Raw genomic sequence first — 13,645 nt, forward strand, 5'->3', positions numbered from 1 at the left:
TTACATCAATCGCGTAATGAGCAAGGCGGTAGCAATGTAGGCGGCAGCTTCAATGGCGCCCGCTGCGATATTGCGGTCGCGGCTGATTTCCTCATCGAGTGTGCCACCGTAGAGCGAGAAACTGCCGCCAACCAAAATGCCTTGCACCAGAAACTGACGAATCGGGTAGAAAGCAAGAACAATCAGCATTGACTTGCCGTATGCCAGCAAACCTGCCGCATAGCCGATAAATTCGCCCTTGATGCCTTTGTGAATCGCAAGGCTAACGCCAATCATAAGACCAGCGTAGCTCAATGCGGCTGCGATGTTGCCACTGGCAAGCTCTTTGGCATCATCATATGCAGTGAGGAGTCGGAAAAGCCGAGTTACAACAATGAGCGTAAGCTGACCGACAAAGAAAAAAACAAGCGAAGCTAAGGCTGCACCCCCTTCTGAAAGGGCGATGTCGCTGTCGCCTGTGTTTTCGCCCGAAACCGCAGCCGCAATAATGCTGGAAGTGGCAATAAAGCGCGCAGCAGCGACAATGCCTACAGCGACATTGCCTTTTTGCACTTCTTCGGTGTAATCGACTCCGTGAAAGAGCTTAAAGCCGAAGAGCGAAAGAAGTGCAAGCAAGATGATGCCACTTAGCCCCCACAGTGCAACCAGTCCTGCGTCAATGAGCAAGCTGCCATGTCCCTCACCAGCCAAGACTTCGCTGGTGATTTGCACGACACCGAAAAGAAAGCCCGCAAGCGCAATACCAACAGCCGTCTGATCTTGCTTCGTAATCACCTCTGTCATATTCGCTTTGAAGATGAACTGGTTGACTAACCGCGCCATAGTGAGCATTGCAATAAGCGTAGCGCCAATGAAAAGAATCGCTTGCCAAGCCATATTCTGACAATGGTTTTGGAGAAAAATAGCCGAAAATCGCAAAATCTCAACCTAAGCGTGCTCGACATAGCTAGGCAGCACCTCGAGCAAAGCAGATTCTGGAAGCACAGAAAACGAGGCTTGCCATGCAGTGCAAAATCCATAACTGAAAGCAGAGACAGCCTCACGGTAAGACACGTCCTGTCCTAAGCATTCGGCGACAGAAGTGGTTTTTGCAATTAAGTCTTGTGCGATGCGTGCCTTCACATCGGGGTGAGCACAGAGGTATTTGGTAAGCTCGCGATGCTTGGGCGAGAGCAAAATAGAGCCGTGCTGCAGCAAAATGTCGCCGTAACGCCGCTGTGCAGAGCCAATGATTTTTTTGCCCTTCACCTCTAATTCGTCTCTGGCTGAGGCGGTAAAGCAGGGCAGGCTTTCTTCAGAAGCGTATCGGGCGCGCAAATCAGGTTGGCGGCGCTGAAAGTGTGCCTCAATGCCAAGCTGGCAAAGTCCAGCACGAAGTGCCTGCGCAATTGCAGCATAGCAATCTGCATTAGAGTGCCGCGTGCGCATCACGACTGCATAGGTTAGTTCATCGGCGTGGAAAACGGCTCTCCCACCTGTAGGGCGACGCACCCAGTCAATCCCATCGTGCTGCAGGGCAGCAAAGTCAAGCGAGGTCTCTTTTTGGTGGTAGCCAAGTGAAACGCAAAAGGGCGACCACTGGTAGAAACGAAGGAGCACCAGTGGCTTGCCAAAGCGAGCTTCTAAGGCGGCAAAGTGAAGCGCCAGTGCTTCATCAAGCCACATCTGAAAAGCGCCATGGTGCGCGCCAGAGTCAATCAGAAAAATTTTGCCGAACATTTCAGAGTTATGTTCAAATTTCTAAATTGCTGACTGTGTGTCGCAAATGACAATCCCAGATATCCTGAGGACATATCGCACGATTGCGGTCGTAGGACAGTCTGATAAACCCGACCGACCAAGCTATGCAGTTTCAAAATATATGCTGGTTCAGGGCTACAAAATTTTACCGATCAACCCGAGCCTAAGCTATGCCTTGAACCTGCCGTGCTATCCAAGCCTGAGAGAATTACCCGATGCGCTAAGACGAAGTGTGGAGATTGTTAATGTGTTTCGCAGACCTGAATATGTGATGCCAGTGGTAGAAGAAGCTATAGAAATTGGGGCAAAGGTGGTGTGGATGCAATTAGGAGTGGTGAATGAACAAGCCCGCCGCCGTGCGGAGGAAGCAGGCTTGATAGTCGTGCAGAACCGTTGTATTGCCGTTGAGCACCGTTTGCATATCCTGACATAACTTTCGCTTGTGGAATGAATCGCCAGAGCAATATGCCTTGCTGCGCACCATGCTGCTTGATGGGGTTGGTCTGCTTGATACTCACGGTGTGGAGCGTTTCGCCCGCAGTGGCAGACTCAGAGCGTCGTTATGGCTTTTTCTTTACACCAGCGGAAACTGAAGCAGCATGCGGCACTGTAATTGACCGCATCGTCATTACAGGCAATACAACCACCAAGCCTTTTGTAGTGCGCCAAGAAATGCCCTTCAGTGAAGGGGACACGCTCACAATGGAGGGACTGCAAACGGCGCAGCAATTGATTTACAACCTGCAGCTCTTCAATGTGGTGTTCGTTTCAGCCAAGCGTTTTTTCCCAAATGAACCGCCTGCACCGATTGCGATAGAGGACGAATACGATTCCCTGTTTGCCGCATTTGTGCATCAATGTTACGAAGAAGCGCAAATGCGCCAGTCACCGCTAACGGTGGTGCTGGTCTCTGTCCACGAGCGCTGGTATCTGTTCCCACAACCGCGCTTTGACTTGCGAGGAGTGAGCCTTGCAAACTGGATTCGAAATCCGACGATTGCGAACCTAAACATTGGCATCATTACTACGCATCAGAATCTAACAGGGCTAAATGACCCATTTTCCGTTGCGTTTGGGGTCGGCTTTGATCCCTACATTCGTATTTCTTACTACACACCATATCTATTTGGCACATCGCGCACAGGCGCAGGCTTTGCGCTAACTTGGCGAGACCTAAACAACCTTGCCTACGACACCCAGACCGAGACGATTCCACGTTACATTCAAAAAACTTTTACTGTCTCAGGCGCACTCAGCCAACGCTTATCGCCATTTGCCTTTTTCAATCTTAATTTTGGTTACAGCCGCGTCTCCGTTTTTGATGAAACCAAAGCAGCCTATCCAAGCGCCACCGTTGCAGCAAATGGGCAAGACGACTACCCATGGCTACACCTAAACTATGTGTATTCGCAGCTGGATCTCAATCAGTGTCCAACCAAAGGTTGGTTTATTTCGCTGAATTTTTTCCAGCTCGGCTTGCCATCTTGGCACGATAAGATGAACATCACACGCGGCATCTTCGACATTCGCTTCTATGAAAAAATCTGGGGAGAGCTTTCACTGAGCTTGCGTAACTACACGGCAATTTCACTAAATGCGCCCGTGCCAAACCACGAGCGGCTTTTCTTTGGCTACACACGCATTGTAGTCAGAGGTTACACGCGAGAGGTGTTCGAGGGCGATAACTTGCAGCTCAACTCCATTGAGCTGCGCTACCCACTGGTGCCGCTGCGCACAATGCGCTTCGATTTTGTGCCCGTAGAGCAGTTCAAGGTGATGCAATGGGCGCTATATGCCACAGCGTTTCTTGACGCAGGTAACATCTGGTATAACTCCCGCACGGTCTTCTTCGGCAACCGTCCTACACGCTTTGAGTGGCAAAATACGCAATACGGCTACGGTGCAGGCTTGGTGTTGATTGGAGGATATCGACTGGCAGCTCGAGTAGACTTTGCGTGGAATCAACGTGGGACATTAGACATCATTTTTGAAAACATTGTCTCATTCTGAGCGGTGAAGGTTTCCATTATCATTCCGACGCTCAACGAAGAACAATACATTTCAAACGCGCTCCAGAGCATTGCCATGCAGGCACTTCCAGCAGGTGTAACCACCGAAGTGCTCATCGTAGATGGAGGTAGCACCGACCAGACCACACAGAAAGTGGAGAAGTTCTTCGAAACAATTGATTCCTTGCCTGTGCGGGTGTTTGCAAGCATAAGGGGACGCGCCGTGCAAATGAACTGCGGTGCTGCATTTGCGAGAGGTGATGTGCTGCTATTTCTCCACGCCGATAGCACGCTCTCGCCAAATGCGATTTCAGAATTAGTCGCCACGCTTGAAAACCCAGCCGTGCAATATGGCTACTTCCCAATGAACTTCAGTAGCAATCACCCGCTGGCGCAGCTATACGCTGCAGCCACGCGCATCAATTCAATCCTGACGCACTACGGCGATTCAGGCATCTTTGCGCGCAAAGAGTTTTTCGAAAAAGTAGGACAATTCCCAGAGCAAGAGTTGATGGAAGATGTGGAATTTCTCTTTCGTGCGCGAGCCATCTCTGAACCAACTTTGATTCGAAATGCCTTTGTAACCACCTCGGCGCGTCGTTTCGAGAAAAATGGATTTCTGCGACAGCAGTTGCTCAACATCTATCTGGTCGTGCAGTATATCTTCGGCGCTGATGTGGCCACACTGAAAGCGCAATACGAGACAGGAAAATGGTTATTGAGATAAAATTCCTTGCTCAGGCGATGCGTTCTGGGTTACTGCCGCAGCTTGGGCATTGTGGTAATGGTTAGAGCAGTTTCGCCAAGTTTTAAATCTTTGGCAGATGCACTTTTCTTTAAGCCGCGCGTTTTAGTAAGTGACTGTGCCAGCGGCTCTGCAATCACCTCATATTCCTCGCCGGAAATCTTTTCTACCTTCACACTTGGCTTGGGTGGTTCGCTGCTGAACGCCGTAACAATAAGCCGCTCTACGCCAAAGGGAGGTGAGCAGACAAGCTCTGAGGGATACTTTACTACTTGATTGACACGGTCAATGCCGATGTAGAACTTTTCCTCCAGCAAAACTTGCTGCCCAGTTGAGAGCAAATAAGTGAGACGCAAAAATGCAGGCTGATTGACGCGAAAGTAAAGCTCAACTTTTTCGCCCTCTTGGAAAGCCACGTGCTCTAAGTTTCTACCCTTATTTGTCCACACCTCGACGCTAATGCCGCCTTCTACTAGAGCCCCCTCTGCAATCACTTTTTGGTCTTTGAGCGCCTGTTCAAAATTTCTTGGCTTGATTTCTATATCCTTTGGCACAATAGTCTTCGGAAAAGTGAGCGAGACGCTACCGATTTTTTCGCCGTTTGTCTTCTGTGCCAGAAGCACCAGTTCAATTGCGTTGCCGCGCTCCCAATAACTACCACGCACAACTTGCGACTCGGGGCTGCGTTTGGGTGCGCTGCTTAATTGAGCATCTAACTTGCGCGCAAAAAATGCACCGAAAACACTGGAAAAGTCAGAGTCTTGGTAAGTCAGGTCTAACACTTGAATGGTGCCAATCGCCATACCTTGAAGTTGCAACTGCTGCACCGCATTTGCAGCGGCGTCATCGAGCGAGGCAATCGGTTTCTGGAGCAGCGTATTGACTTTTGTGCGGGTTTCTTGCTCACGATAAGCCAAGAATTCCATAGCGCTGGAACGCACTGGCACACCGATTTCATCGGACGAGAGGGATTTACCCGTTAGGGCACGCACAAGCGCAACCCATTCCAAGAGTTCCGAGAAACGCAGCAAGGTAGCAAGATACTTCTCTACGGCAGCAGTGGGGTTAGATGTGTCTTCCGCTTGGGAAAGTGTGGCTTGAAGCCGCACTAGACCAGCTTTGATGCGCTGAGTGTATGCGTCGCCTAACTCAGCACGCTTGATAAATGCCAGCGCATAGAAGTTCTTGTCGTCCTTTGCTGTAAGATATTCAATCCCTTCAAGCTGCAGGGCACTAACCGACTGCACCACCGAAGTCAGGCTTGAGGAAAACTTGCCGTCAATCTCTTGCGAGATGGAGACCATATCGCTGGAAACCGTCACTTGGATTTTCTTGATAAGGTCTGATGCAGCTTGCGCTTTGGCATTCTCTAAGGCAACAGACTCAGCGCCCGCCAGCATAGCCATTCCGAACCCTGTTAGATGGGTGCTGCGTGAGAAAGGAATGTTTGAGCCGTAACTTTGGGCCCATTCAGGCAGTTGTGCAAAGCTGGAGAGCGGAAAAGCAAGCAAAAGAAGCAGTGCAAGTCGACGCATAGCAGGCATAGTTTGAAGTTTAAGAGTAGCAAGGTGAAGAGCCGTTGGCAAAGCGAGCAGCGTGCTGAGTCAGTCAATGCCGCTTGCGTCACCCACAATTTCTGCACCACAATGCTGCAGAGAATATCGCAAAGTTTGAGCTTTTGCAAAAAAAGAAAGCGCTGCTTTGTGCAGCGCAAGCAATTGAGACATCAGGCGCTGGCCTTAGCCTAAACCGACTGATAGTCCTTCACTGACTGGAGCAGAGCTAATGCTGCTGCCGTCTTTAGTGCTTGACTTACTTTGAATATGCCGCACAGGCAATCGCCGACTGACAGGGCTTTGTGGCACAAACCACTGCTCAATGCGGTATGCTTCGAGCAGCAGCTGCTTGTCAATGCCAACGGTCTCACGCACTTTACCGAGCGGCCAGTCGAGCATTGGGCGGAAATCAACCTTGTAGATTTCCTTGCATGGCGATTTGATACCGCACTCGACACCCAAGTCAAAGATTTTAAGGTCGTTGTCGTCGAAGCGATACTCCTTAGGGTAGAGCTTCTGTGTGGCGAACTTAAAGAAGTTACGTTGCCAGCGCGGCAAGCGCTTGCTAGTGCCCATTGTGAAGCCAATAACGAAGGCTTCATCCTGTGCAAGCAAGCCCCTACCTAAGAGCACATGCACGCAATCGTGTCCGAAAAGGTCAATAGCTCCTGTCAAAGCAAAGGGGCTTTTAGGATTCTCCAAAGCTCTAACCAGCCAGCTAATCTCGCTCTGTGAGTATCCGGGCAGGGACTCATAGACTTCACGCAGCGTGAGATCGTCGTTGTTCAGACCGGGATTCCACTCCATCCAATGCATATAACCCTCCGTCTTAATAATTAAGGCATTTTTGGCACTTCAGTGCTAAATGCAGTAGCAAATTTAGACAAAAGTAACCCAAAAATCCAAGCCGAATGATCCCGAAAGATAGCGAGACTGAGTATGTGAGTGTGGAAAAAATGCGTTTTTTCGCATAAAAACGCAATTTTTTGCATAATTATGCAACCGAGACTGTGTCAGAAATTTGCTGGGAGAAATATATGTAGATAGCTATTTAGTAATAGAATGAATGCCTTAATTTTTAAGGTATTTGTAAGCCTCGAGGCCTCTTTTTATGCAGCGAGAGGCAAATAATGAGATAGTGTGTAGAGGGATTGGGTTAGGCTTTGCGGAGTTAAGTGCAGAGGGGGCACAAGTGGGTGCAAGCAGCATATGGGTGCTCTAATTTGGAGTACTAATGCATAAGGGGGGACTAGTGGCTCTTGCTCAATGCGGATTAGTTCTTGCGCAGGTCATCCAGTCGGGCGGCAACTAACTTCGAGACCCCCTCTTCTTCCATCGTAACGCCGTAGAGCGTATTAGCCGCTTCCATCGTACGCTTGTTGTGCGTTACAATGATAAACTGCGTGTCTTTGGAAAACTTCTTGATAAGCCGAACAAAGCGGTCAATGTTGGCGTCATCAAGCGGGGCGTCAACTTCGTCAAGGATGCAGAAAGGACTAGGCTTGACAAGGTAAATAGCAAACAGTAGCGCTGTGGCGGTCAATGTTTTTTCGCCGCCTGAGAGCAGCGTGATAGCTTGTGGACGTTTGCCTTTGGGCTTAGCGATGATTTCAATGTCGCTTTCAAGAGGGTCTTGCGGGTCTTTGAGTAAAAGATCAGCCTCGTCACCTTCGCTAAAAAGCTCACGGAAAATGGTAATAAAGTTTTGCCGAATGGCTTGAAAAGTTTTGTTAAACAGCTCAATCGCTGTTTTGTTGATTTCTTCAATTGTATCGCGGAGCTGTTTTTCAGCGTTCAGAAGGTCATCGCGCTGTGAAGTAAGGAACTCTAAGCGCGCCTTTTCTTCTTGAAATTCCTGCAGCGCTAGCTCATTAATCGGGCCAAGTGACTTGAGCTTTTGCCTAAGCTGCTGCACGCGCTCTTGAGCAGCGGAGATTTGAAAGTCGTCGTGTTCAGGGAATTCTTTTTGCTCAAGTTCAAGGTCATATTCGGTTTTGATAACAGTGCGGATGTGTTCAGCTTTGACCGTGTTGTGCGAAATCTGCTGCTGAAATTCCAGAATGAGGTGCGAGACCACTTCACGCTGGCGAGAGAGGTCGCGCAACTTGGCTTCGTGGGCACTGATTTCGCCTTTGAGCGAAGAAAGCGTGCCTTCAAGCTCAGCAAGTCGGGTTTGCACCGTATCGCGCTGGGCATAGAGCACGCGCAAGTTGGCGTTCATCGTTTCAAGCTCGGCACGCAGGCGGAAAATTTCATCACGGTTTTGCTCAATTTGCAAGGTGAGTCTTTCCTTTTGCCGCTCCTTAGCAAGCTGTTCTTGCTCAAGATTCTGCAGGGCGGAGCGAGTTTTCTCGAGGCTAAATTCAGCTTCTTTGAGCCGAAGGCTTTGCTGCTGGAGGGCTGCGTTTTCAGCTTGCACAGCTTGCTCACGCTCCCCAATGAGGCGCTGCTGGACTTCGAGCGCTGCACTAAGTTCAGAAAGCTGCAGATTCAGTTCAGCTTGTTCGGGCTGGCGCATAGCCAGCGTTTGCTCAAACTTGATTTTCTCGCTGGCAAGTGTAGCAAGGCGGGCAGCCAGCTCAGCACTTTCAGTTTCAAATGAGCTGCGTTCAAACTCTGCCTGCGAGAGGCGCTTTTCCAGCTCGGTAATGGAAAGCTCAGTGCGGCGAATCTCTTGTTCCATTTCGGCAAGACGGATGTCGCCGATGGTGCGCTGCAGCGTCGCAATGTATTGCTCCAAGTGCTCAATGTGAGCATTCAGTTCATGTTGCTCGCTAAGCAAGCGCTCCATTTCTTCGCGCTTGCCGATGCGCAAGCCTTCGGATTCCTTAATGCTACCGCCACGAACAAATCCACGCAGGCTATACCTTTCGCCCGAGCGCGTAACGGCTTCAAGGTGAGGAGCCGTTTGCAAAAGTGCATGAGCGTGGGCAAAGTCATCAGCGATAATGATATGCCCAATCAGTGCAGCAAGAAGCGGACGGATTTCAGGGGCGCAGCGCACCACATCCAACAGGCGTAAGGCAGAGGGCGGCAGAGCTGGCTCGGGTAAAGTGAGCGCAGCAAAGTGTTCCAGCACAGCAAATGTCAGCTTGCCTTTGGCAGAGGCACGCAGCATCTCAATCGCTTGCAGGGCGGAGTCGGCAGTAGGAGAGACGTAGAAACTTTGTGCTTCGCCTAAGGCAGCCGCTAAGGCAAGTTTGTATTCTTCATCGGTGGAGACAAGGTCGGCAAGACTGCCCAAACCGAAGCGTTTTTGTGCATCAATATCCAGAAATTTCACGCCCTCAGGTAACCCCTCGTAGCTCTCCAAAAGCGATTGCAGCACGGCGATTCGTCCAGCTGTACGGTCGCGCTCGGCGCGAGCTTGTAGCAATTGCTCTTTGTGGCTATCCAGCTCGGCTTGCAGATGGGTGCGGCGCTGTTTGGCTTCCGAAAAGGCAACCGTAGCAGCCAACAAGGCATCTTGCGCTTGTGCAAGAGCGGCTCGGGTGCTTTGTAGGTAGGTTTCGCGTTCCTGAATTTTTTGTGCTAAGTCCTTTTGGCGCGCTTCGTATTGCTGGCGCTGTGAGTCAAGGTTTTCAATGCGGCTTTGAATTGACTGAATCTCGAGGGCAAGGGTGCTAGATTTTTTGCTCAGTTCTGCGGCGCTGGAGCGCGTCTGTTCCAGCAAAAGCCGTTGCTCGCGCAGTTGCTGTTCTGATGCAGCAAATGCACGGCGCTGCGCTGAGAAAGTCTCCTGAGCCTGTTGCAGCTCCAATTCTTTTAAGCGCAATTCTTCTTGCAGTGCAAGTTGTCGGGCTAATAGCTCGCCAAGCTGAGTTTGCAGAGAAGCTAACTCGGCTTCAGCACGCTGAATCGTTTCGGCAAGAGATTTTGTGCGCTCTTCGTTGGCAAAAATCTGCTTTTCTGTAGCGGTAATCCGTTCCGTTTGCTGGCTCAGCTCCTTTTGCACTGCAGCTAATGCTTTTTCAACTTCAAGCAGCGAAACGGCTTTCTGCTGAAGCTCGGCATCTAAAGTGTCGATTTGCGTCGTAAGTGAGAGTTTTTCTTTCTCGTGTTCGCTAAGTCGCTGCGACAGCGGCACTATAAGGCGATAGAGGCTTGCAAGCTCGCGTTCAGCGATAGCAACTTCTAACTCACGCAGCTCGGTTTTCAGTTGCCGAAATTGCTCGGCTTTTTTGGCTTGGCGTTCCAGCGAAGAGACTTTCTTTTCAACTTCCAGCACAATGTCCTGCACGCGAGAGAGGTCTTGTGAGGTGGTTTCCAGTTTCTTGAAAGTTTGCTTACGACGCTGTTTGTATTTCGTAATGCCCGCTGCTTCCTCAAAGAGCCGGCGCCGTTCTTCGGCGTTCTCGGAGAGGATTTGCTCAATCATTTTTAGCTCAATGACGGAGTAGGCATCGCTGCCCATGCCAGTATCGGCAAATAAGTCAGTGATGTCTTTGAGGCGGCAGGGCACTTTATTGAGAAGGTATTCACTTTCCCCGTTACGGTAGAGTCGACGCGTGATGGTAACCTCGCTGTATTCGGTGGGCAAAATGTTGCGCGTGTTTTCAATCGTGATGGAGACTTCCGACATACCCAACGGCTTGCGTGTCTTAGTGCCGTTGAAGATGACATTTTCCATCTTGTCGGAGCGTAGCACGCTGGTCTTTTGCTCACCAAGCACCCAGCGAATCGCATCGACAAGGTTAGTTTTGCCGCAGCCGTTGGGACCGACAATAGCAGTCAGCCCACTGTCGAACTTAATTTGAACGCGCTGTGCAAAACTTTTGAAGCCAAAAAGCTCTAAGCGGGAAAGATACATTTCAGCGTGTTTGGAAAGTTTAATATGGTTGAATAGGTAAGTTTTTCAGCCCGTACTGATACTGTAAATACGCAAAAGTGTGATTGGAACTCTCTGTCCAATACACCAATGCCCCGAGGCTCAGCACGATAAACAAAATTCCAACCAGAGATACGCCGAAGCGATTTAGCTCGGCGACCACCGACACACCACGAAGAAGTCGCCCAACAGAAATCAAGAAAAGAAACAGCGAAAGCAAGAGCATGACATAGTTAAACTCTCGATTCTCCAAGCGTTCAATGAACGCAGCGGCAAAAATCAGCACAACCCACTGCGCCCACGACCAGATGCAGACATTAAGAAGTTGCAAATAAGTGGGGCAGTGTCGGTGCCGAAGTGTGATAAAGAGTCGCACAAGAAGCGGCAAAAGCAAGATGAGCACAAAGAAAGCGACACTGAATGCAAGCAGAGCAAGATGTGGGTTAATGATGAGCACATTGAGCCACTCTTTGAAACGAGAAGCGCCAAAAAAATGCGAAAGCCAAAAGTCCAATCCCTCGCTGTATCGCAAGCTGTAAAGAAAAGCGGCTAAAAGTGAGGCCCATATCAGTGAAAGAAGGGTGAGCATGAGCAACGGGTCGAAGGCAGCATAAAGCCGCTGGTCACGGATGTCCATAAAGAGATTGACAGGGCGAACCAGCGCACGCTGCAAGGTCTCTTGAAACCGCTTGTTGCCATTGAGCACATAGACGAAAAACGCAGTCAAAAATACGCTCACCAAAATTAAGACAGGCGAGAAATCCGTCTGGGGATTGCCAACAGGAGGGTTGAATGCGCGCTCGCCTAAGTAAAGCGTTGTGAGCATCTGAAAGCTGGATTTTTTTTCGCGCTGAAGGGTGCAAAGCCCAAATGTGGCTAAGTCTTTGTCGCGCTCGCTGGCTTGCAAAATGGGCGCAATTGCAAGGTGATAATCATAGAGCGTATGAACGAATCCGCCGCACACAGCGCTACGGCGTGTGTGTTCATCTTCTAACCAACGAAATCGGTCCAAAAGAAACTTAGCTTGATGTTCTAAGGAGCGCGGGTCGCTGTAGCCGTTGTGGTTATCAGGCTGTGCTAAAACGCCATAGCTGAGCAGCAAGACCGGTTTTTCGGCACTTGCAAGACTTTTTGCTGTCTCACCCAGTTGCTTGAAGTGCTCGAAGGAAGTGCCATAGTCAGTAAAGGCGATAAAGTCAATGTGTTGCCAAACCGTGTGGCTGAGCAGCGTCTTGGGTGCAAAATACACAAGGCTACCTGTAGCGGCTTTCACCAAATTGGTGAGCGTTTGAACATATTGCTCGGTGCGAGCGTCACGAAGGTCTAATCCCTCGCCCAAGCCGTAGCCAATCACCGATGGGTGAAATTGTGTGAGCGACAAGGTTTCTTGCAAAGCCAGTTCTGCTTGCTGAAAAAAGGACGACTGCGTAAGGAGCGGAGTGGGCAGGTTGCGCACAGGCAGCTCAAGAAAAACTAACAGACCAAGACTGTCGCAAAGCTCAAAAGTAAGGGGGTGAGGAATATCGGTAAAGCGAATTGCATTTGCCCCTGTGCTGCGAGCCAATAGTAAATCACGCAAAATATCTTGCTCAGACATCACAGAGGCAGCTTGTGGGAGTTCTTCGGCAAGATGAATGCCTTTCAGAAAAATCGGTTTGTGATTGAGCGTCAGAGCGCCAGCGCGATTTTGCACAGTCCGAAAGCCAAGTCGATACTCGAGGTCATCGAGCGTGTCGCCAGCGGCTGTGCGCAGCACCAGTTTCAGGCGATATCGCACGGGCGCATTGGGCTGCCAGAGTGCCGCACCTAGCACTTGCAAAGTGGTTTCATATCGATGAACACGGTTGCTTTCAGCTTCAAACTGCCCAAGTTCAGTAGAAGGGGTAACAGGTAATGTATCCAGAAACAGTTGTGCCGTTGCCCTAAGAGTCGTTCTGCCAAGCGAATCGGGAGTCAGCTGAAACCCACGCAAATTGAACTGCTTAATGCTGACGGCAAGCGACACATGGACAACCACCTGTGTGTCGACTGGCTCTGTGCGGCGCAGCGTAAGGTTCGGTGAAAGAAGCGTATCGCGCACAGCATAGCGCACGGCCACTTCGCTAAATCGAATCGGTGCAGAGCGCACCAAATAAAGATTGCGAAAAAGCCCTGCATAAACCTTTTTGTCAAAGGCTTGTGAGCGGAGCGGAAAGCTAGTGCGCATATTCAGACGACTGTCGCAAACAATAGAGAGTTTGTTCTCGCCATCAGGGCGTAACATTTCGGCAGGAATATCCATCTTGAACGGGGAGTGCCCGACATGCGTGCCAACAAACTGGTCGTTAAAGAAAATCTCGCACCGATTGCCCATTCCTTCACTCACCAGCGTCAGCAAACTTGACCCGAAATGCTTAGGAAGCAAAAAGGTCTTCTCGTAGGTTACCTTGCCTGCAAACTCGAATGCCGAGGGCACACCAACTTCACTGGTCGTGCCATCTGGCAGTCTCACCGTCCATTTGCCTGCTAAGGGAAGAATTTCACGCGTCTTGGACGCTGGATATGCGCAGCGTGCCGTAGGAAGAGTCGCTGCATTCTCAAAAAAAGTATAGACTTGTGCGAAAAGAAGACATGGAAAAAGAACGCTAAGAGACAAAAAGAGTTGAAGCGCTCTCACGACAAAATGAGTTTTTTGGATTCAAGTGAAAAGCCATTGCAGCATTGTCAGAACCCGAAGCCATATCGGAGCAAGCGTGTTGAACCACCTGCACCATCGGAGCTGCGCTGA

9 protein-coding genes are annotated in these 13,645 nt (G+C 50.1%); 3 read left to right on the plus strand and 6 right to left on the minus strand.

The annotated features are described in order from the left end of the window. Together NZM05_04005 and NZM05_04010 are read right to left on the minus strand one after the other, a co-directional pair. Window positions 1-876 carry a DUF350 domain-containing protein gene (locus NZM05_04005; protein ID MCS7012780.1) on the minus strand — a complete coding sequence of 292 codons (876 nt, stop codon included), beginning with the start codon at window positions 874-876 and terminating at the stop codon, window positions 1-3. Between the two features lie 51 nt (window positions 877-927). After that, on the minus strand, window positions 928-1,719 hold the full coding sequence (locus tag NZM05_04010; GenBank protein ID MCS7012781.1) for a lipoate--protein ligase family protein: 792 nt from the start codon (window positions 1,717-1,719) through the stop codon (window positions 928-930). A gap of 46 nt (window positions 1,720-1,765) precedes the next feature. Here NZM05_04010 and NZM05_04015 point away from each other — a divergent pair, with 46 nt between their 5' ends. From NZM05_04015 to NZM05_04025, 3 genes are all read left to right on the plus strand, one after another. After that, a complete protein-coding gene (locus tag NZM05_04015) occupies window positions 1,766-2,173 on the plus strand; it encodes a CoA-binding protein (GenBank protein ID MCS7012782.1) in 408 nt (135 codons plus the stop codon). A gap of 107 nt (window positions 2,174-2,280) precedes the next feature. Continuing rightward, window positions 2,281-3,750, plus strand: a complete 1,470-nt coding sequence (locus NZM05_04020) for a BamA/TamA family outer membrane protein (protein MCS7012783.1) — start codon at window positions 2,281-2,283, stop codon at window positions 3,748-3,750. A 3-nt stretch (window positions 3,751-3,753) separates the two neighbouring features. Then, a complete protein-coding gene (locus NZM05_04025; protein ID MCS7012784.1) occupies window positions 3,754-4,476 on the plus strand; it encodes a TIGR04283 family arsenosugar biosynthesis glycosyltransferase in 723 nt (240 codons plus the stop codon). A gap of 29 nt (window positions 4,477-4,505) precedes the next feature. Here NZM05_04025 and NZM05_04030 read toward each other — a convergent pair whose 3' ends face one another. From NZM05_04030 to NZM05_04045, 4 genes are all read right to left on the minus strand, one after another. Further along, complete coding sequence (locus tag NZM05_04030) at window positions 4,506-6,029, minus strand: LPP20 family lipoprotein (protein MCS7012785.1); 1,524 nt, start codon at window positions 6,027-6,029, stop codon at window positions 4,506-4,508. Window positions 6,030-6,233: 204 nt separating this feature from the next. Next, window positions 6,234-6,866: a hypothetical protein gene (locus NZM05_04035; GenBank protein MCS7012786.1), complete on the minus strand. Its 633-nt coding sequence runs from the start codon at window positions 6,864-6,866 to the stop codon at window positions 6,234-6,236. Window positions 6,867-7,323: 457 nt separating this feature from the next. Next, window positions 7,324-10,860, minus strand: a complete 3,537-nt coding sequence (gene smc / locus NZM05_04040) for a chromosome segregation protein SMC (protein MCS7012787.1) — start codon at window positions 10,858-10,860, stop codon at window positions 7,324-7,326. A 19-nt stretch (window positions 10,861-10,879) separates the two neighbouring features. After that, window positions 10,880-13,369 carry a hypothetical protein gene (locus NZM05_04045; GenBank protein ID MCS7012788.1) on the minus strand — a complete coding sequence of 830 codons (2,490 nt, stop codon included), beginning with the start codon at window positions 13,367-13,369 and terminating at the stop codon, window positions 10,880-10,882. Between the last annotated feature and the right edge of the window lie 276 nt (window positions 13,370-13,645).

Source organism: Chloroherpetonaceae bacterium (assembly GCA_025056565.1).
In the GTDB taxonomy this organism is placed as follows: Bacteria; Bacteroidota; Chlorobiia; order Chlorobiales; family Thermochlorobacteraceae; genus Thermochlorobacter.